Raw genomic sequence first — 22138 nt, forward strand, 5'->3', positions numbered from 1 at the left:
AGTAGTTCACCCGGATTTACTATTCCGGAGTTTATGGATATGGATTTTCATTACTGGTCGCTTGGTGTTTCACCTTCAGGAGCCTGTCCATTTGGAGCCTGGCCATCGGGTGCTTGTCCATCCGGAGCTTGTCCATTTGGACCTTGACCGTCGGGTGATTGTCCGTTTGGAGGCGCTTCGCCAGGAGTCTGATCATTTGGCTCCTGGCCGTTTTGCTCTTGTCCGTCAGGAATCTGTTCATTTTCTGAATCAGGTTGCATATTATCGGATGAAGATCCTTCAGATGCACTATCTGCAGATTCTGAATCAGTATTTGCTTCAGAAGAGCTTTCAGACTCATTTGATTCTTCGCTGCTTTCTGACAAATATGCATAGGATGAATCGGCTGCAGATACATCACCAGAGCTGTTATTTTTTCCTATTACGTATAGACCGCAAATTACTAATAGCATAAGGATAGTAATCGTCCCAAGTGCAATTGAGATTTTTTTTAATAGAGTATTATCATTTCCATGATTCTTTATATTTATCCTTTTACCAACTTCATAATTGCCATTTATCTTTATTACAGTACCTTCGTCTGTAAGAACTATTGTTTTGTTATTTTTTGAGAAAAGAACCAGTCCTCTCATTTTATAATATCCTCCCTATAACTCATCATAAAGAACATAATCGAAATATGGCTTCAGGTCAGGGTAATTACCGGTCAATATAAGCGATGCCATCACAACATATCCTTCAAAAGAGGCAATGAGTTTTGGCGATCTATTCGTTTTTTTTGAAAGAAGCCTTATAGGAAGATAACCTTTTTGAAGCATAGTCCTCATCATCGCTCTATCATCTATGATGGTTCTTATCATATCGGCACAGGCATATTTGTCTTTTTTCTTATGCGGTGAAGTTTGAGAGATATCTTCAAATGTAAAGCCGAAGGAATATAGTTCCATATCAAGGCATTCTATCTGCTTTTGGATTTTATTGATAATGTATGAGCTGTTATTTGAAAAGGCTGTATCATTATAATGATCAGTGTTGATTTTTGAAGATTGTAGTGGAGTAGAGTTTTCTACATATTCGATATCTATAGGTTCGGTATAATTAGTGTTTGACATGGGCCCTTCTTTCTGTATGAGCTGTGTTTAATACTTTCTGAATACATCATAAGACCCTTAAATAAAAATAAACTAAAAAGCCACCAGGCAGATGCCTGATGGCTGGAAATTAATCCTGAATATGAGCATTGATTATATCCTTGATAGAGCGGTAGAGGTATGGCTTAAGATCTTCGATAGAACATGGGATTCCATCTACAATGGCGCTATAGGAAGTTGCACCTGCAAGCTCGATTATCATAAACAGCATTATGTCAGGCTCTACAAAGACAACTCCGGACTGCTCAAGAAGCTTTTTGTAAATGCCTCCGACGTTGATCTCTTCAGCAAAAGGTGAGTGAGGATCAAGTACTCGTCTGAATATACCCCAGGTCAAATCTTTGTGAAGGAAAGTAAGAAGCGCCTTATTATCCGATAACTCCTCGATGATATGATCAACGACGAATATGATCTTGTCCTGAATATTATCAAGGCCTGCTTCCTGAAGTGCTTCATAAGCAGAACTGAAAAGCTGTGCTGACTTATGGATTACGAGCTTGTTTCTTATATCATATTTGTCCTTGAAGTAAAGGTAGAAAGTACCCTTTGCAACGCCGGCCTTTTCGATGATGTCAGATATGGAGGTCTTCTCAAGGCCCTTGGTCATAAAGAAATCAAATGATGCATTGAGAAGAGAATCTCTTTTCTTTTGTTTGTTACTTTCAATTTTACTCATAATATCCTCTGAAAATCTAATCTGTTCTGATGGATTGTTTTCTAAATGTCTTATAAAACAGGTACTTCTGAAATTCTGATTTAAGCAGTCAGGGAAAATGACTCATTATATATTAACGAAAAAAGATTTCAATAGCAATTTAATAATAGCATATTAATACTGAAGTCGATTATTTTTATGTGTCTGAGTCATAAACCTTAAAGCAATAATGGTCCAGGATGGTACTTGTTTTACATCATAAAAAAGATATTATTTGATTTTGACATCTCTAAATCTGAGGAAAAACCCAATATTTATAAACAAAAAATAAATTTGCAAAAAACCAATTGACCATCGGTCATTTTAGGAGTATACCATATTATGAAGAAAATGACCAGCGGTCATTAGTGTGAAAGTTTAAAATCTTTCACTCGCGACATGAGGTTAATGATGACTGAAAAGGATGGAGGAATTATGAAAACGATATCAAAAGGAATCGTAAAACTGCGTTTTGTAATACTTGCAGTAGCTGTGTTTCTGTTGATCCCGTCAGCATTTGGTTATATCAACACCAGGGTCAACTATGATATTTTGTCCTATCTGCCAAAAGAAATTGAAACAATGCAGGGACAGGACATTCTTGAAAATGAATTTGGAACAGGAGCCTATTCTCTTTTCATAGTAGAAGGTATGGAAGAGAAGGATGTTGCAGATTTAAAGAGCAAAGTCGAAGAGATCGATCATGTTAAGAAGGTCATCTGGTACGACAGCTTCATGGATCTGTCAGTTCCTATGGAGATGCTTCCTGATAAATTATATGAAGCTTTTAATTCTGATGACGCGACCATGATGTTCATCATATTTGATGAGACAACATCAAGCGATGGAACAATGGATGCCATCAGACAGATCAGAAAGGTAGCCAATGAAAAGTGCTTCCTTGCAGGTATGAGCGGAATCGTTACTGATACTAAGGATCTTGCAGAAAAAGAAACTCCTGTATACGTAATGATAGCTGTAATCCTTGCTGTAATAGTACTTTCACTTACAATGGATTCCTACCTCATTCCTATTTTCTTCTTATTATCAATAGGAATGGCGATCGTATATAACCTTGGTTCGAACATTATGTTCGGTGAGATATCCTTTATCACCAAGTCACTTGCAGCGGTACTTCAGCTGGGCGTAACACTGGACTATTCAATATTCCTGTGGCATTCATACCAGGAAGAACTTGATAAGGGACATGAAAAGAATGCAGCGATGGCACACGCGATCGAAGCAACATTCACATCAGTTATTGGTAGCTCGATTACAACAATTGCCGGATTCATAGCGCTTTGCTTCATGAGCTTTACTATAGGTCTTGACCTTGGCGTTGTAATGGCTAAGGGCGTTATCTTCGGAGTTATCTGCTGTATAACAGTTCTTCCTTCGATGATACTTGTATTTGACAAGCTGATCGAGAAGTCCAAACATAAACCGCTTCTTCCTGAAATGGAGAAGATTCCTAACTGGATCTCAGATCATTACAGACTGTTTGCAATTATCTTCCTTGTACTTCTTCCTTTTGCAGTATATGGAAATAGCAACACCAAAGTTTATTATGACCTTGCCAAGACACTTCCAGCATCACTTCCAAGTACTCAGGCAGCCAAAGAGCTTGATGAGAACTTTGATACAAGTACAACCTATATGCTTCTTGTAGATGCCAATATGTCATCTACTGACATCACTATGATGAATGATGAGATAGCTCAGGTTGACGGCGTTGATGCAGCTATAGGACTTGACTCAGCTGTAGGCGGAATGATCCCTCAGGATATGATCCCGAATGATCTTAGATCAGAGATTCAGAGTGATGACTATAAGCTGATCATCATAACAAGTATTTACAACACCGCATCTGATGAAGTAAATGCTCAGATAGAAGAAGTCAACAAGATAGTTAAATCATATGATCCAAATGCAATGGTCGTAGGTGAAGCACCTTGTACCAAGGACCTTATTACTATTACAAACCATGACTTTAACGTAGTTAACTGGGTTTCAATCGGCGCTGTATTTGCCATTATCCTGTTTGTACTTAAGTCATTCTCACTTCCATTTATCCTTGTTGCAGTTATCGAGTTCGCTATTTTCATCAACATGGGAATTCCTTACTACACAGGATCAGTACTTCCGTTTATCGCATCAGTAGTAATCGGAACTATACAGCTTGGATCAACAGTTGATTATGCGATCCTTATGACAACAAGATACTGCCGTGAAAGAAATAATGGCAATAGCAAGAGAGAAGCTACTCATATAGCTCTTTCTACAAGTATGAAATCAATCATTGTCAGTGCTCTTAGTTTCTTCTCAGCAACATTCGGAGTTGGTCTTATCTCATCAATAGATATGATCGGTGCTCTGTGTATGCTGATGGCAAGAGGCGCGATCATCAGTATGTGCGTAGTTATTCTGGTACTTCCTGCGATGTACATGATCTTTGATCCAATTATCGTACGTACAAGCTTTGGATTTAAGGATGCAAGAGAAGCTGATAAGAAAAGACGTAAGATCAAGGCCGGCAGTGAGAGCATAACAGCGTAAAGGCTGATATATACAAAAGGTAAACAATAGATCGGATATTTTAAAAGGTCTGGTCAGTGATAGTAACAAAACAACCTAGTAAAAAGAACTATTAAAACAGTAAAGATTTAATCTTTCCAGGAGGACAAGTATATGATAAAGAAATATCTCGTGCGTACAAGAGCACTTATGGTAGCAACAATACTTGCATTTACAACTATGGCTTGCGGAGTAGCAACAACTAAAGAGGCAGCAGACAAAGGCACTGCACAGGATACTGCAAGAGAAGCAGAAGAAGAGGAAACTCTTGAAAACACAATGAATTCAAGTGCATTTGGAGCAAGTACAGCATCTGACAAGGAAGAAACAGTATATGTAATGACAGATGCAACCGGCGCACCTAATGAAGTAGTAGTCAGTGAATGGCTCAAAAATGCAGAAGGAACTAAAGAGCTTAATGATGCAACAGATCTTTCTGATGTAAAGAATGTAAAGGGAAACGGAACTTATACAGAAAATGCAGACGGAACGATCACATGGGATACAGACGGTTCTGACGTATATTATCAGGGTAAATCTGACAAGGCAGTTCCTGTAGAAGTTAAGATCACATATTATCTTGATGGACAGGAGATGTCTCCTGAAGATATCGCAGGTAAGAGTGGTAAAGTAACTATCAGATTCGATTATAAGAACAATGATGTTAAGACTGTAACTATTGGCGGTAAGGAAACAGAGATCTATACACCTTATGCAATGATATCCGGCGCAATGCTTGATACAGAGCGCTTCTCCAATGTTGAGGTTACAAATGGTAAGGTTATCTCAGAAGGCAATAACTATGTAGTAATGGGCGTAGCTCTTCCAGGACTTAAAGAGTCTCTTGGAATTGATGATGAAGATCTTGACGAGCTTACAGATAAGACAGGCGAAGATCTTGATATTCCTGATTATGTAGAGATCACAGCAGATGTTACAGACTTCAAGCTTGATATGACAATGACTTATGCATCAGGTAATGCCCTTTCAGATCTTGGATTTGGAAATCTTACAGATTCACTTGATATTGATGATGCAGAAGAAAAAGTAGACGAGCTTACAGATGGAACAACAAAGCTTGTTGATGGATCAGGAGAACTTTACGACGGAACAGTAACTCTTCAGGATGGAACAAGCCAGCTTTACGATGGAAGTATTGAACTTCTTGATGGTACAAAAGCTCTTGCAAATGGTGTTCTTGAACTTCAGGGTGGTACAGCTGATCTTGTAGAAGGAGTTGTTAAGCTTAAGGAAGGTTCATCAGCTCTTCTTAATGGCGCAAATTCACTTAAAGATGGAACAAGCCAGCTTGCAACAGGAGCTGGAACTCTTAAGGACGGAACAAGCCAGCTTGCAACAGGCGCAGGTTCACTTAAAGAAGGAACAGACAAGCTTGCAACAGGAGCAGGAGACCTTAAGGCAGGAGCTGATCAGTTATCAGCAGGTGCTAGTACTTTATCAGAAGGTGCAAGCAGTTTAAATACAGGTATCACATCATATACAAATGGTGCTTCAGACCTTGCTACAGGAATAGCTCAGCTTGATGCAGGACTTAAACAGCTTCAGCAGTCAGTAGCAGGATCAGGAGATAGCGCAGCTTCACTTACAACACTTGCAACATCACTTGGAACAGCTAAGGATTCCGTAGATAAGCAGCTTATAGCTGCTATTGATCAAAAGCTTGCTGCAATAGCAAATTCTATAGGATATACGGGAGATTACTCAGGACTTGGTGCAGCTCTTACAACCAGTGCATCAGCATGTCAGACAGCATATCAGTCATACTTCAATGCTTACTGCCAGGAACTTTATAGTGCAGGTCTTTCTGATGGTAAGGATCAGGGCAAGGAAGAAGGATATGAAGAAGGATTTGCAGATGGAAAGGCTAAGGTACAGGAAGAAGCTGATCAGCTTAGAACTAATGCTACAAGTACATCTGATTCGGATGATGATCTGTCTGATGGTCTTGAAGATGAAGAACAGCCTGAAGATAATGATGGTACACCAGATGATACAGCTGAGCCACAGGGTGATGATACTGAAGATCCATCATCAGGTGATGAAGGAGCTCCGGCAGGTGATGAGCAGGCAGTATCAGACCAGGCTTCAAATAAGACACTTGATACAGAGATAAGACTTCTTTCAGGAGAAGATGCAGCAACTAAGATTGCTCAGATTCAGCAGGGTGACAACTATAAGCATTATGTAGAATATTATACAAAGTATATGGCTCTTACAAATGCTGCATCAACAGTAGACAGCCTTCTTTCATTAAAGGGCGGTCTTGAGACACTTTCAACAGGCCTTGGTACTATGAAGGCTGCAGTAGAAGCTTCATCAACTACAACAGCTTCAAGCATGACAGCTCTTGTAACTGGTATTAACCAGCTTGTTGATGGCGCAGATAAGCTCAACGCAGGAGCACAGCTTCTTGTTTCCAATAACAGCACTCTTACAAATGGTAGCAGCCAGCTGGCAGCAGGTGCTTCAACCCTTGCAACAGGAGCTCAGACACTTGATAACGGTGCCGGAACACTTGCAAATGGTGCAAATGAACTTAATAACGGAGCAGGAACACTTGCAGATGGTGCTACTAAGCTTGATCAGGGAGCAGGAACACTTGCAGATGGCGCTAATCAGCTTGACGCCGGTGCAGGAGAACTTGCAAGCGGAGCAGCTGAACTTGATAACGGTGTTCAGACTCTTTCAGATGGTTCAGTAAAGCTTAACGATGGTGCTGTAACACTCTATGACGGAGCTATAGCTCTTAATGACGGAGCATCAGATCTTAGCGACGGTGCATGCGATCTTAACGACGGAGCTGTCAAGCTTATGGATGGAGCAAAAGAACTTGCTGATGGTCTTGTAAAATTCGATGAAGAAGGTATCTCTAAGATCGCAGAAGTATTCGACGGAGACCTTGAAGAACTTAACGAAAGACTCAGTGCTATAGCAGATGCAGCAAATGATTCTTCATCATATGGCGGTGCTAAAGACGATACTAAGACAAGTGTTAAGTACATCATAAAGACTGCTGGTATCAGCAAGAAGGATTGATGATAACAAAATGAAGACGAAAGAATTATGGGGAGTCTTTAGTATTTAAATTATTAGTATATAATCAATAACTAAGGCGGATCACTTTGGGTGGTCCGCCTTTTATGATAAATACATGATTTGAAAATCGTGAATCTGACTTTACTAATAAATTCGAATAGTCCTAAGCTGATATACGACTTTACAGGTAGTCATTAACATTACTTGAATCTACTGGCAGGAACGGAACCCAGATATATTTACCATCTTCTGAAGCTCCTTCGATACTATCGATAGTACCACCTCCGCTAAGAACTTTTGCTGCTTCTACAGCTTTGGCAGCCTGTGCATCAGCATCCTGAAGTACAGTAAATGCCATTTCTCCGGCTTTTATGGAAACGCAGGCTTCTTCAAGAGCATCAACGCCGCATACAGGGATAGTATTATAATCAAGGCCATATGTTTTCATAGCTTCGATGGCACCAAGAGCCATATTATCGTTGTTACAGAAGATGGCATCAACGCTCTGACCTGTCTTCATGAATATATCAAACTTGCTTATAGCGCCGTCTGCGCTCCAGTTGGCATAGTCCATGAATACTATATTGGCATCAACACCATTACTTGCAAGTGTGTTCCTGACACCATTGGTTCTTCCTATTGTTCCGGAATGTCCCTGCTCACCTTCGAAGATGATGATGTTCATGGATTTTTTATTGAGCTTCTTCATAACATATTCAGCCTGATACTGTCCGGCTACTGTCTCTGCAGAACCTACGAATATATTGGTATTACTATCCAGATACTCTTCAGAAGGTTCGCTGTTTAGATATATTATTGGAAGTCCGTTGGAAGCGGTATTCATCTGAAGGGCAGTATTGGCATCGGCAAGTCTTAAGATGATCGCATCATACCCTTGCGATTTAGCGGATGATACCAGGTTAACCTGATCTTCAACTGAATATCCGGATTCTACTAGTGTTATATCTACACCCTGGCTCTTGCCCTGAGCAATAACTGCGTCAGAGAGCTTTTGCCTGAAGGTATCAAAGTCTGTCATTATGAACAGGACTTTTACAGTTCCAGAGGATGAACCGGAGCTTGATGATTTGTTGCCACAACTTACTAAAGAGCCTGTTACCAAGATACTTATAAGAAGTAATGAAACTATTTTTATAACAAAATTGATAGCTGATCTTTTCACAATACCACCTCCTCAAATCTTAAACTGCTGTACATAAGATGTAAGTGTATCTGACGTACCAGCAAGTTCATGTGCATTATTGGCAACATCCTGTGAGCTCTTGGTGATATTATCTGCCTGATCAACCATGTTCTGAGAAGTTGCAAGAATCTCATCTGCACTTGCTGCCTGTTCCTCGGCGATAGCTGCTACGTTGGTTGCAACATCATCAACCTTTTCTACATCAGTGATCATCTCTCTTATAAGATCGTTGGAAGTCTGAATGTTTTCATAAATGCTGTCAAAGGTTGATACAGCTTTTTCGATAAGTACGCTGTTCTGATCAATACTTGTAGCACTTTCATTGGCCTGACCTACAACTTCCTGGATCAGGTTATGAACTTCATTGATAAGAGTTCCTATGTTAGTAGCGCTTTCGGCAGAAGTCTGCGCCAGCTTGGCAATCTCCATAGCAACAACGGCAAAACCCTTACCGGCTTCACCTGCTCTTGCAGCTTCTATGGATGCATTAAGAGAAAGAAGGTTGGTTTCTTCTGCAATTTCACCTATAAGACTTACGATGTTGGTGATCTCATTTGAAGCTGTATCAACTCTTGCTATAGAATCCATAAGTTTGGCATTGGAATCTGATATTCCTGACATGGCTTTACTAAGCTGTTCCATATCAGTTCGACCCTTCTTGGAAATGTCTACAGTATCATTCATGCTGCTTTCTGCTTTATGGCTGTTGTCTCTGGTATCAGCAACAACAGTTGCAAGAGTAGTGGCATTTTGAGCAATATCATTAACCGCTGAAGCCAGCTGATCCACAGTTTCATTAAGCTGCTTCATGGCTTCTGACTGGGACTGTGATGCATCATACATGGTCTTGGATACAGCATCTGAATTATCTGACTCGGTTTTTAATTTATCTGATTCATCGCTGATCGAATGGAGCATTTTTCTCATGCTCTTAACAAAGTCATTGATCTGATCGCCCATAAGACCAATCTCATCATTACTTTTTGCTTCTACATCAATAGTGAAATCGCCTCCTGACATTGCGATTATGTTTTTTGATATTTCTGAAAGAGGTGCTACAGTCCTGTTTATAGTAAGAAGAATGATAGCAGTTATGAAAACAACACTTATAAGTCCGATTATTATGGACAGATTAACTATACGGTTAACATCTGCAAGGATGACATCTGTCTCTATATAGGATACAAGAACCCAGGTGGTCCCGGATATTTCAGTAAAGTCAACCATGTATTTTCCAATCGTGGTCTCTGAATAATCCTGATCATTTATCTTATCAGCAACACCTGAAAGAAGTGTGTCAGAACTTGATGATGAAAGAGTAGTAGAAACAAGAGAAAAGTCTCTGTGGGCAAGGATAGTATTATCTGTCCTGTCAACCAGGAAAGAACTTGCATTCTTCATCTTGACACCGGAATTAACGATGATACTGATCTTATCAAGAGTTACATCAGCTGATACAACTCTGATAGTATCGCTGCCATCATCAAGAATACCGGAAGCACTTATTACATGCGTTCCATCGGCATTTTTGTAGGCACTTCCATAAGCCATATTTACACGGGTGATACCCTCTTTGTACCAGGTTTCTGATAGAGGATCTGACAGATCCATTTCAGACTGGGATGCCTTGAAGGTTTCACCTGTAGCACTTGCGATATACAATCCATCAACAGAATTACTGTTTACTCCGTACCATCCGTCAAGCATGGTCTGAAGTTCACTGTCATCTGGTTTTGTGGCTTCTATCGTCTTTTTGGCTGTCGAGAAGAACTCCAGGTTTTCAGCAAGCCAGGCTTCAATATTGTCACCCTGATTGGTGATCGAAGAATTGAGCTCGTTCTTGGCGCTTGAGATCATACTGCTTCTGGATAGGATCGTTGTAACTGTTATAAGAACGATAACAGTTATAGCAACGGAAGGAACAATGAATAATAAGAGTTTGTTGCGGATCTTTCCTGTTTTCGCTTTCTTTTCTTTAACGGCCATTTCCACCTCCTGAGCCATGCTTTGGACATAAACGTACAAACATTTATAACTCAGAGAATATATCGGATGATAACAGGTCTTTGTTTATGGGTTCTTTTAAAAAAACGATGCGTATCCTCATGTTTCAAAATATCAGTATTTCATTCTCAGATCATTATTGATTATTTTTATCAACATGTAGTATTGACGCGGCTTTTGGGGACGCCTATAATCTGACATTGAAACGGCGTTTCAATTAGCAATAGCTAACAATAAAGGAGCGAAAATGAAAGGGAAAAAGAAAAGTCATATGGGGCTTTTGTTCAAGGAGATGGGAGCCTTTAAGATCACAATGATCCTTAGTATTATTGTCGCTGCAGTAGGCGCATATGTAAGTCTCAGAGCTTACGGCTATATTTATAATGCAGCCAGGGAAGTCATAATCCACATAGAAGATTCAGGAGGCGTAGATACTCTGTATCTTATAGATATGGGTAAGCATATTTTGTTTTGCGTAACGGGAGCCTATGGTCTTTACGGACTTGCACTTCTTTTTTCACACATTACGGCATTTAATACGGCAGCAAGACTTAAAAAGAGGCTGCTTAGGCATATAGGAAGCCTTCCGCTTGGATATTTTGATACGCATCCAAGTGGAGTCCTGCGAAAACTTGTTGAGAAGAATACTGATGCAGCAGAAACTCTTATTGCGCATCAGATCCCTAATACAGCCCAGTCCATTGCACTTCCGGTATTTTTTGCTATTTATATGTTTAAGTACAATGCAATGATGGCGATAGCATGCATTATACCTGTTGTCATAGGTTTTATTCTTTTGGTATCTATCATGATGGGAGGGGGAAGTGACTTTGTCCGTAAGTATCAGAAGGCATCAGCAGATATGTCCGATGCCTGCGTAGAATATGTCAGAGGCATTCCTGTCATGAAAACCTTCGGGCAGAGCGCAGATTCTTTTAAAAGATACAAGGATGCAGTAACAAACTTTGCAGATTTTGTCTATAAGTTTGCTATATCCATGATGAATGCGGACAGCTCTTATAACACTGCTATTAACAGCATTTTTGTTACGCTTATTCCTGCGGCTTTATATATGTTTAAGACAAGTACTGATTCAAAGAGTGTGATCCTTGATTTTATCTTTTTTGCTTCAATGATCCCGCTTGCAGTTACACTTCTTAAGCGTATTATGAGTAACTCATCCGAGTCAATAATAGTTGATGAAGCTATGGAAGCTTTGGAAAAGGTATTTAATGAAAAGAGTCAGAGCTTTGCCGGAAGTCTTGAGCCTGAAAACTTTGATATAAGTATCCGTGATCTTACTTTTAGATATTCAAAAGATACACCTGTTGTAATAGACGGTGTTAACCTTGAGATTCCGGAAAAGAGTACTGTTGCATTTGTCGGCATGTCCGGAAGTGGAAAGAGTACTATAGCTAATCTTATAGCAAGATTCTGGGATGTAGAAGAAGGGGCTATAAAGATTGGCGGCTGCGAACTTAAAGAACTTTCCAAAAAGTCTATTGATAGTCTGATGAGCGTTGTATTTCAGGAAAGTACACTACTTAAAACAACTTTGGCTCAAAACGTAGCCTTATATAAGCCTGATGCTACGAAAGATGAAATATTAAGAGCCCTTCACCTTGCCCAGTGTGATGATATCCTTGAAAGACTACCTGATGGGATCGATACTGTGTATGGCTCAAAAGGAACTTATTTTTCCGGAGGAGAGATTCAGAGAATTGCTATTGCCAGAGCAATTCTTAAGGATGCACCTATAGTAATCCTTGACGAAGCTACAGCCTTTGCGGATGCAGAAAATGAATATCTTATAAGAAAAGCACTCGAAAAGCTTCTTGCAGACAAAACGGTCATTATGATCGCTCATCGTATGCAGACTGTAAGAAATGCGGATAAGATCTGCGTTATAGATAATGGAAAGATTGCTGAGTCGGGAACTCATAGAGAGCTTATGATTATGAATGGCATATATAAGAAAATGACGGATGAATATGAAAAGGCTGTAAACTGGAAGTTTGAAAGAAGGGAGGCCGTAAATGCTTAAGAAACTATATTATCTGACTGATAAAGGTCAAAAGGAAGTATACAGAGCGTCCTTATGGCTGACTATATTTGAGCTTGTTACAACCCTTTCTGTTTTGCCGATTTTTTGCGCTTTATATGAGATGCTTATGGTCTATACAGGCCGAAAAAATGAGACAAGTTCACTTGTTTTATACTTGGCAGCATCTATACTTATTGTTGTTTTATCATTTTTATCATATAAGAAGATGTACAAGGTCAAATATCTTGCAGCGGGTAAAGAAAACTGTCACCTTCGTATGAGCGTTGCAGATAAGCTTAGAAAACTTCCTGAGAGCTATCTGTCTAAAAGAGACTTAAGTGACCTTACATCAACTGTCATGGATGATATCGGAACTATCGAGAGAGCCATAACCAATTCTGTAGCTGAGACAGTAGCAGGAATAGCTTCAGGTATCATCCTTATAATTGCACTTCTTTTTATAAATGTTAAGCTGGCCCTTTGCCTATTGAGCTGCCTTCCACTGGCTGTTATAACTATGAGTTTAAGCAATGCTGTATCAGGTAAGACCAATGCCAAAAACAGGATACTAAAGCTTGACGTATCAGAGTCGGTTCAGGAATTTCTTGAAAATATCAAGAGTTTAAGAGCTTCTGATACCATGCACGAATATCAAAAGAAAATGGATTATAGGATAAACAGGATCGTCCCAAGACTTCTTTTGTTTGAGTTTCTTGCCGGTATGTGCGTTTCTGTGTCTTATAACGTTATGAGACTTGGGATTGGTTTTGTTGTTATCTGCGGCGCAAAAATGCTTTCTAAAGGAGAGATAACACCATTTGTATTTTTGCTCTTTCTCCTGATGTCAGTAAGAGTTTATGAACCCTTATCCCAGGCACTGGAAACAGTAGGAGCTCTTATCGCATCAACTGTTGCAGCGGGAAGAATAAAAGAAATTATGGAATATCCCGAAATGAGCGGAAGTAAAGATACTGATATTAAAGCCTTCGATGTTGAGTTTAAGAATGTCCGTTTTTCATATGATGATGAAGAAGTGCTTAAGGATGTATCTTTTGTTGCAAAGCAGGGAGAGTATACCGCACTTGTAGGGCCTTCAGGTTCCGGAAAAAGTACTATAGCAAAGCTTGCAGCAAGATTCTGGGATATTGACAGCGGCAGGATAACTGTTGGTGGTACTGATGTATCAACTGTAGAACCGGAGGAACTCTTTAAATATTTTTCCATTGTATTCCAGGATGTTACTCTTTTCCATGATACGATCTATAATAATATTCTTGTAGGAAACAAAAACGCCACAAGGCAGCAGGTAATGAAAGCTGCTGAAGATGCCCAGTGTATGAGTTTTATAGACAAGATCCCGGGCGGCTTTGATGCTGTTATAGGAGAAAATGGTCATACGCTTTCAGGAGGAGAAAGGCAGAGATTATCAATAGCAAGAGCATTTCTTAAAGATGCTCCAATAGTTCTTCTGGATGAAAGTACGGCATCCCTTGATCCTGAAACAGAAACCAGCATTCAGATAGCTCTTGAAAGGCTCACACGAAACAAAACAGTCATCATGATAGCCCACAGACTCAGGACTATTGAGAAGTGCGATAAGATCGTGGTACTTGATGAAGGAAAGATAGTTGGCTGCGGAGGGCATTCTGACCTTATGGCAAACTGCGAGACTTACAAAAAGATGCAGCAATACCAGAGAGAAACTGATATCATAAAGGAAACGATGTCAGAAAAGAAAATGATATCATGACGTGAATGATATCAGAAAGAAACTGGTATAGTGACGGATATCATAAAGTTACAGATCAGTGCGCGGAAGGATAGTATATGCCAAAACGAATAATAGGAGTTTCGGAAAGGCTCCTTAATGTGGCCAAAGAGGAATTTATGGCTAAGGGCTTTGAAGGAGCTTCGATCAAAGAAATAGCCTCAAAGGCTGCAACAAGTCCCAGAGCCATCTACACAAGATTTGAAAATAAAGAGGACCTTTTTTGCAAAGTAGTAGAACCTGTAGTCCTTGAGTTTAAGGCTATGTTCTGGGAAGACAAGGAATACTATTACAGTGGCAAAAGTGAACAGGGAAGGACTCCGGTGGATTTTTATCTGCGATACATAGAATATGCCTATAAACATAGGGATGAGTTTATTCTTCTTTTGACCAAATCTTCAGGTACAAGGTATGAGCATTTTATGAAAGACCTGGCAGATGCTGATACAAGCAGGGTAAAAGAGGTTATATCAGATGGCAGGATCAGTGTAAAAAACGAAATGGATGTTGTAGAGTTGTTTGTAAGGCAGATCTCCTACGCTTTCTATGACAATCTTTTTCTTCCGCTTATAAGAGGTTACAGTTTAAAGGATGCTAAAGAGTATATTACTATGATGGTTGATTTCTATATGAAAGGTATAGATACTATCTAGGAAAAAGTATAGATACCATCTGAAAATAATATGTGTCATCGCGCTAATTGATAAAAGTTATTGTTTTAAAGCACCATTATTTATTGACAAAGGAAGTAGTGGTGCTTTAACTTTTATATGGAGGTTAGCGAAAGCTAACATAAAGGCTGAGGGTTAATCAAAGTTTACTGTTGATATAGAGTTATGAGTTCGAAAAATGTATTCAAACTCCAGGAATTGTCGTTGTAAGCTCCAATAGAGGTAAAGATGAGATCATTAAATATAAATCCGATTGTTCTGATCATAATAAATATCATTGCTCCAAGTATGTATATATTCCTAAGCGGTAAATATCTTCAGATTTTTCTGCTTATATTTGCAGCATCGCTCCTTGCCTTGATGGGAAGGTATAAGAGGGTTGCAGCACTTTTTATCGTGTACTTTGTCCTGATAGGAATATATGTCGTAACACTAAGATCAGATGATTTAAAATTCATAGGACTTTTTTTCATAGTCATAGCCCAGTCTGTTCCCTGTGTTTCTCTGGCAGCGCTCCTGATCAGTAAATATAATTCAGCCCAGCTTCTTTCTGCGCTGGAAGCTATGAGAATACCGAGGATACTTGTCGTTGCTGTGACTATAACTATGAAGTATATTCCAACCTTCAAAAGAGAATTTGGATACATCTTAGAATCCATGAGGCTTAGAGGCATTAAGTTTACATGGAGAAGACCAGTAAAGAGTTTTCAGTACTTCATAGCACCACAGCTTTTCAGATGTGCGGCGCTTGCAGAGGAGGTCACATCAGCTGGCCTTGTAAAGGGAATAGACGCTCCTGTCAGAAGAAGCTCTTTTTACGAAGAGAAGATCACTATAGCTGACTATCTTGTACTGTTTGTATTTGTCCTTGGACTTGTTGGAGGTTTTGTATGGCAGAAAATGTGATCATGGCAAAAGAGCTTAATTTTAATTACCAGGAGTCTGTTGAAGGGATATCTGACATTAGTTTTTCCATAGACTCGGGGATGGTAGTTCTTCTGACAGGTAATAGCGGAAGCGGTAAGTCTACTCTTTTAAAGTGCCTTAACGGTCTTATTCCGGCGGTTACAGAAGGAGAAATGTCAGGTTCTTTGTCCATAGAAGGAAAAGACTATTCCGATGTGAAGATGTACCAGCTTAATAAGGCGATAGGCTCTGTCTTCCAGAATCCAAGGTCACAGTTTTTTACGGATAATACAACGGCAGAGCTTGTCTTTCCAATGGAAAACTATGGATATAGCAAGGAAGAGATGCTTACAAGGCTAAGAGAGCTTAAGGAAGAGTTTGGCCTTGAAGGGCTTCTTGACCGCAATATCTATACCTTATCAAGTGGTGAGAGGCAGCTTATTGCCCTTGCGTCTGCAACTGCTATGAAGCAAAAGGTCCTCCTTTTTGATGAGCCATCTGCAAATCTTGATTATGGCAATGCCATGAAGCTTGGAAGGATAATCGAAAGGCTAAAAAAGGAAGGCTATACTGTCATTGTCGCAGATCACAGATTTTATTATCTTAATGGAATCATAGACAAGGTTCTTTTTATGGATCACGGAAAGCTCAAAGTCTGCGAGAGCGAAGAGGAGTTTAAAAAAGGCAATTATGATACAAGAAGCTTTGATATCTTTTCCATAGATATGCCTTTTGCAAAGGACTGTTCCAAAGATGAGATTGTGGCAGATCTTAAAAATGTGAGTTATAAAAATATCCTTCACAACATAAATCTAAAGCTCTGTAAGGGTGAAATAACGGTTCTAGTTGGTAATAACGGGGCGGGTAAGACCACGCTTGCCAAGGCTATGTGCGAGAGCATAAAGCCTGATTCGGGCAAAGTTAAGATAAGGAACATTCCTTTTTTCATAATGCAGGATCCAGATTATCAGCTCTTTGGAACATCTGTAATTAATGAACTTAGTATAGTCAGGAATGATATTGGTGAGATCAAAAAATGCCTTGATTATCTGGGACTTCTTCCTTACAGGCATAAGCACCCCTTTGATCTTAGCGGCGGTCAGAAGCAAAGGCTTCAGATAGCTATGGCTATGCTCTGCGACAGGGATGTCATAGTCTTTGACGAGCCCACAAGCGGGCTGGATGTTTACTCTATGAAAAGCGTGTCTGAAGAGATATTAAAGCTTAAGGATAAAGCCGGGATTCTTGTTATCTCCCATGACTACGAGTTTATAAGGCACATCGCAAACAGGATCATATTCCTTGAAGATGGCACTATAACAGAGGATTTTAAGCTGGATGAGAGTACCTTGCCCAGATTAAATAACATATTCAAAAAAATGCAGGAGGATAAGTTCAATGAGAAAGTTAAAGATTAAAGATGTTGTTATGATAGCGCTTCTTACAGCGTTATACCTTGTGATCTATATGGTAGCCGGTACAGTAGTAATGGTATTTGGCGCATTTGGTCACTCCATAAGTTCCGGTGTGTGCGGATTCTTAACGGGATCGGTTTTTCTGTTCCTTTCAAGAAAGGTTGGAAAGTTCGGACAGTTCACTATCATGCAGGCAATAAGTATGCTGCTCTTTGCAATCATCGGAGCAGGATATCTGCCATGGCTCATTACTTCAATGATAGGTGCTGTTATTGCTGATCTTATTGCATCAGGAAGTAATAATGTTCCTGTATGGAAGGTTGCAGCTGCTTCCGGAATATTCCACGTGGGTCAGGCACTTGGCGCTATTGTTCCTTCATGGTTCTTCCTTGAGAGCTATAGAACAGAATGGATCTCAAGAGGCCAGACGCCCGAAGCTATGGATGAGATGATCAAATTTACATCAGGCTTTATGGGACTTGTAGGCGCAGCTATCGTATTTGCCCTTTCTTTTGCAGGAGTTTACCTTGGCAACGTTGTTTTAAGAAAGCATCTTGAGAAAAAAGACGCTATGGCAGCGTAATAAATTTTTCCTGATAAAAAAGATTCTATGGCGGTATAAAAAATACCCGATTAGAAATTTAAGCAGCCCCTTTTAAGAAAAAGCTCCCTTTATCATGCTATACTAAAAGGATAAGGTTTGGTGGTTTATGTCACTAAATTGAACTTCGTTTAGTTTTGCCATGATGAAAGGGAGCTTTTTGTAATGGCCAAGAAAATACTTATAGACTGGCGACCTGAGTTCAATCAGACTATCAGGTCAAGAGGAATGGATTATTATAGACAGGGCAGAGTAAAAAACTTTATGCAAAAAGGGAGCTTTTTTTCTGCCGAAGTAACAGGATCGGGCGGAAGGCACTATATGACCTTTGCGGCTCTTTCTGCTGATTTTATGAGGGTGGACAGACTTAGCTGTACCTGCCCTTATGCGGCTGAAGGTAAGCACTGTAAGCATGAAGCTGCCCTTATGTATCTTGTAGAAGAGAAAATTTCTAAAGAGGTATCAACTCAGGCTCTTAAGACAGAAAGTTCTATAGATGAGGCTGATATAGAGGAACTTGATGAAAAAGAAAGGCTTGGCGGAGAGGGCTTTTATGTTGATACCCAAGGCTTTGTTCAATATGAAGATGATACGAAAGAAACAGGAGACCTTCTAAAAGATATAGCTTCATACAGGTATTTTCGTTATTCAAGGATTTTAAAGAATGCGCATATAAGTGAAGATATATGGCAAAAGGGCGTTGTCTATGCAAGGACGTCCCGGATCAATATCTCGGATATTAAACTTAGCGAATACAACGGCATGTTTGATTATGAAGAAGAGCATCCTGCAAATATCGGGGATAAAATCTGCACAGCCTCAGGCCGCCTTAAGGATTCATATTTTCAGACTTCGGTTTCGGTTGGCCCTGACTTTTTTGTCAAAGGGAATTGTTACGTTCTTGGATGTGAGAAGACTATAATCAAAAACCGCTTTGGAAGGCGCAAGATAGAAAGCCCTATATGCGAGCATCAGGCTGCTATACTATACCTTTTGAAGGATTATCTGGAAAAAGAGTATTCTGTTGTTGATGCAACTGATAGAAGCGGCGAAAATCTTATGAGGCAGCTGTCGAGAGAATATAGGGTCATGGCGGCTCCGGGTGTAGGTGCTCCTGTAAATGCAGCTAATGAAAAGCTTGATCTTGAGCCGGTTGTATCTCTTAATGGTGACAATATCTGTGTGTCCTTCAGACTTGGTGGAAGTAAGAAGTACAAGGTTCAGCGCATCAATGAATTATATAATGCTGTGACAACGAATTCGTACATGAAGCTCGGCAGGAATGAATTTCTTCTGTCAAGGCAGGCTCTTTCTGAACACGGGCTTAAAATGTTTGAATTTATTGAAGGATTCCTAAAAGAAAGCAGCTTCTATGTACCTGAAATATACAGATATGGATTTATACCGGGAGAGAGCCAGGTTAACGTCAAAGATGAGATAAGCTTGTTTGGATCTTATCTTGATGAGTTTTATGATCTTTGTAAGGGAAGTGTAGTATCGGCGGCAGGCCTTTTTCGTCTTACAGGAAGTGATGTGAAGAGGCTCTACTTCTCAGATGAGCCTATAGGTGCCAGCGTCTATATTCAGAACATGACAGATGCGCATGGTAGATGTCTTGGAATACATGTATCAGGCAGGATGCCGGTGATATTTCATGGAAGACGCTTTGCCTATTTTATCAAAAACGATAAGTTCAACAGGATAAATGCAGATGATATTCAGGTGCTTAGGCCCTTCACAGAGATAAGTACTGAGGGAAGATTCGATTTCAGGATAGGTCTTCGTTCTCTTACAAGGTTTTATTATGATACGCTGCCATGGCTAAGAGAGCACGCAAGTGTGACATTTGAAGATGCAGACTATCTTGAACAGTATATATTGCCGCAGGCTGGCTTTTCATTCTTCCTTGACAGGGAGAACGGCCTTGTTACGTGTAAGGCTTTAGTAAGTTACGACAGTCTTGAGAGAAATCTTGTATTGCCGGTTACTTCTGATGACGGCTTTAGAGATCTGATATCAGAAGGTGATGTAACGACTATACTAAAAAGATACTTTCCTTCCTCTGACTTTGATGCAGGTCTATTTACCTGCAAGGAAGATGAGCATGAAGATCTTATTTATGAACTTCTGTCACACGGACTTGATGAACTTCAGGCATTTGGTGATGTCAGACATACGGACAGCTTCATGTCTATAAGCATTAAGAGAAATCCTGGATTCAAGGTAGGAGTTTCGCTTGAATCTAATCTGCTAGACCTTGAGATAAGCGCTCAGGATATGGATCCTGACGAACTGATGGAGCTTCTTAATTCCTACAGGAGGAAGAAGAAATATTACCGTCTTAAAAGCGGTGAGTATGTATCTGCTGAGAGCGAGGAGGTGGAGAATCTAGCCCGCCTTCTTGATGACATGCATATAAATCTTAAGTCATTTGTAGATGGCAAGATGCAGCTTCCTGCCTACAGGGCTTTGTACCTTGATAAGATGCTGGAAGATCAGAGCGGAATCTATGAGCACAGGGACAGACGTTTCAAGAAGCTCATTCAGGAATTTAAGACTATCTCTGATGCGGAGTTTGATCTTCCGGAAGGTATAAACGGTCACCTTCGTAAGTATCAAAGAGATGGATACAGGTGGCTACGGACGCTTTCTAAATACGGCTTTGGCGGAATTCTTGCAGATGAGATGGGACTTGGTAAGACGCTGCAGACGATAGCGCTTCTTGAGTCTTATTATGAAAATACAGGAAAACCATCACTCATAGTGGTTCCGGCGTCACTTGTTTATAACTGGGGAGAAGAGCTACACAGGTTTGCTCCCTCTATTAACTATGTCCTTATAACAGGCAGTAAAAAAGAGCGTGAGGATATTATTTTAAATATTGAGGGCTTTGACGTTGCGGTTACATCCTATGACCTTCTAAAGCGTGATATCGCTGAGTATGAAAGTCATTCTTTTGCCATGGAGATAATAGATGAAGCCCAGTATATCAAGAACCATCTGTCTCAGGCAGCCAAGAGCGTCAAGCTCATAAATGCAGATAGGCGCTTTGCTCTTACGGGTACACCGATAGAGAACAGGCTTTCAGAACTCTGGAGCATATTCGATTATCTCATGCCGGGACTTTTGTACGGCTATGATCAGTTCAGGTCGGAATTCGAGATACCTGTAATGCGCTTTGAAGAAGAGGCTCCTATGGAAAGGCTTCGCGCCATGGTCACTCCTTTCATCCTAAGGAGAAAAAAATCTGACGTCTTAAAGGATCTTCCTGATAAGCTTGAAGAGATCCGATATGCAAGAATGGATGAAGACCAGAAGAACCTCTATGATGCTCAGGTTGTTAAGATGAAGATGCGTCTTGAAAAGCAGTCTGACGATGAGTTTAAGAAAAATAAGATCGAGATCCTTGCTGAACTTACAAGGCTTCGTCAGATATGCTGCGATCCGGCCCTTTGCTTTGAAGATTATAACAAGGGAAGCTGCAAGACAGATGTATTCATGGATATGATCGAGCAGGTAATAGAAGGTGAACACAAGGCACTTGTCTTTTCACAGTTTGTATCTATGCTAGAGATACTCAAAAAGCGCCTTGAAAAAGCGGGAATTCCTTTCTACGAGATAACAGGAGCTACTCCCAAGGAAAAGAGGATAGAGCTTGTTAATTCGTTTAACGCAGATTCTACACCTGTTTTCCTTATATCACTTAAGGCAGGCGGAACAGGTCTTAATCTGACAGGTGCAGATGTTGTCATACATTATGATCCATGGTGGAATCTCGCGGTTCAGAATCAGGCAACAGACAGAGCACACAGGATCGGGCAGCGCAAGGTGGTGACAGTATTTAAGCTTATAGCTCACGGAACTATTGAAGATAAGATCGTGGAGATGCAGGAAAAAAAGAGAGCGCTTGCAGAGAGTATCCTTGAAAGTGACGGAATCTCAAGTGCAACACTGTCAAGGGACGATCTGCTGGAGCTGCTTAATTAGCGATAAAAAGAATATTTGTATTGAAATAATGATATAAACTATATATGATATTTTGAGCAAAA

14 protein-coding genes are annotated in these 22138 nt (G+C 40.1%); 9 read left to right on the forward strand and 5 right to left on the reverse strand.

Annotated features, from left to right (window positions below; genetic code table 11):
- Window positions 1-50 precede the first annotated feature (50 nt).
- From WAA20_RS03810 to WAA20_RS03820, 3 genes are all read right to left on the reverse strand, one after another.
- The gene (locus tag WAA20_RS03810; protein ID WP_073386659.1) at window positions 51-632 is read right to left on the reverse strand and encodes an anti-sigma factor domain-containing protein; all 582 of its coding nucleotides are present in this window, start codon (window positions 630-632) and stop codon (window positions 51-53) included.
- A gap of 15 nt (window positions 633-647) precedes the next feature.
- The gene (locus tag WAA20_RS03815; protein WP_073386660.1) at window positions 648-1112 is read right to left on the reverse strand and encodes a hypothetical protein; all 465 of its coding nucleotides are present in this window, start codon (window positions 1110-1112) and stop codon (window positions 648-650) included.
- Between the two features lie 109 nt (window positions 1113-1221).
- Complete coding sequence (locus tag WAA20_RS03820; RefSeq protein ID WP_073386662.1) at window positions 1222-1827, reverse strand: TetR/AcrR family transcriptional regulator; 606 nt, start codon at window positions 1825-1827, stop codon at window positions 1222-1224.
- Window positions 1828-2280: 453 nt separating this feature from the next.
- Here WAA20_RS03820 and WAA20_RS03825 point away from each other — a divergent pair, with 453 nt between their 5' ends.
- Both WAA20_RS03825 and WAA20_RS03830 read left to right on the forward strand, forming a co-directional pair.
- The gene (locus WAA20_RS03825; RefSeq protein WP_081373748.1) at window positions 2281-4401 is read left to right on the forward strand and encodes an efflux RND transporter permease subunit; all 2121 of its coding nucleotides are present in this window, start codon (window positions 2281-2283) and stop codon (window positions 4399-4401) included.
- 132 nt (window positions 4402-4533) lie between these two features.
- Complete coding sequence (locus WAA20_RS03830) at window positions 4534-7476, forward strand: hypothetical protein (RefSeq protein WP_073386665.1); 2943 nt, start codon at window positions 4534-4536, stop codon at window positions 7474-7476.
- A gap of 181 nt (window positions 7477-7657) precedes the next feature.
- On the opposite strand, the gene WAA20_RS03835 is transcribed toward WAA20_RS03830, so the two are convergent.
- Together WAA20_RS03835 and WAA20_RS03840 are read right to left on the reverse strand one after the other, a co-directional pair.
- Complete coding sequence (locus WAA20_RS03835) at window positions 7658-8659, reverse strand: substrate-binding domain-containing protein (protein ID WP_081373738.1); 1002 nt, start codon at window positions 8657-8659, stop codon at window positions 7658-7660.
- A 12-nt stretch (window positions 8660-8671) separates the two neighbouring features.
- The gene (locus WAA20_RS03840; protein WP_073386666.1) at window positions 8672-10666 is read right to left on the reverse strand and encodes a methyl-accepting chemotaxis protein; all 1995 of its coding nucleotides are present in this window, start codon (window positions 10664-10666) and stop codon (window positions 8672-8674) included.
- Window positions 10667-10931: 265 nt separating this feature from the next.
- Between WAA20_RS03840 and WAA20_RS03845 the strand changes: the two genes are divergently transcribed.
- From WAA20_RS03845 to WAA20_RS03875, 7 genes are all read left to right on the forward strand, one after another.
- Window positions 10932-12728 (forward strand): ABC transporter ATP-binding protein, encoded by a 1797-nt coding sequence (locus WAA20_RS03845; RefSeq protein ID WP_073386668.1) that lies wholly within the window; start codon window positions 10932-10934, stop codon window positions 12726-12728.
- Window positions 12721-14478: an ABC transporter ATP-binding protein gene (locus WAA20_RS03850; RefSeq protein ID WP_073386669.1), complete on the forward strand. Its 1758-nt coding sequence runs from the start codon at window positions 12721-12723 to the stop codon at window positions 14476-14478. The genes WAA20_RS03845 and WAA20_RS03850 overlap by 8 nt, the downstream gene beginning before the upstream one ends.
- Window positions 14479-14555: 77 nt before the next feature.
- Window positions 14556-15149: a TetR/AcrR family transcriptional regulator gene (locus WAA20_RS03855; protein ID WP_073386671.1), complete on the forward strand. Its 594-nt coding sequence runs from the start codon at window positions 14556-14558 to the stop codon at window positions 15147-15149.
- Between the two features lie 246 nt (window positions 15150-15395).
- A complete protein-coding gene (locus tag WAA20_RS03860) occupies window positions 15396-16073 on the forward strand; it encodes an energy-coupling factor transporter transmembrane component T (RefSeq protein ID WP_073386672.1) in 678 nt (225 codons plus the stop codon).
- The gene (locus WAA20_RS03865) at window positions 16058-17491 is read left to right on the forward strand and encodes an ABC transporter ATP-binding protein (RefSeq protein ID WP_073386674.1); all 1434 of its coding nucleotides are present in this window, start codon (window positions 16058-16060) and stop codon (window positions 17489-17491) included. Before WAA20_RS03860 ends, WAA20_RS03865 begins: the two co-directional genes overlap by 16 nt.
- Complete coding sequence (locus WAA20_RS03870; RefSeq protein WP_073386675.1) at window positions 17472-18071, forward strand: MptD family putative ECF transporter S component; 600 nt, start codon at window positions 17472-17474, stop codon at window positions 18069-18071. Before WAA20_RS03865 ends, WAA20_RS03870 begins: the two co-directional genes overlap by 20 nt.
- Before the next feature lie 183 nt (window positions 18072-18254).
- Complete coding sequence (locus tag WAA20_RS03875) at window positions 18255-22076, forward strand: DEAD/DEAH box helicase (RefSeq protein ID WP_081373739.1); 3822 nt, start codon at window positions 18255-18257, stop codon at window positions 22074-22076.
- Window positions 22077-22138: the final 62 nt, after the last annotated feature.

It is taken from the genome of Butyrivibrio fibrisolvens, from assembly GCF_037113525.1.
Classification (GTDB): Bacteria; Bacillota; Clostridia; order Lachnospirales; family Lachnospiraceae; genus Butyrivibrio; species Butyrivibrio fibrisolvens.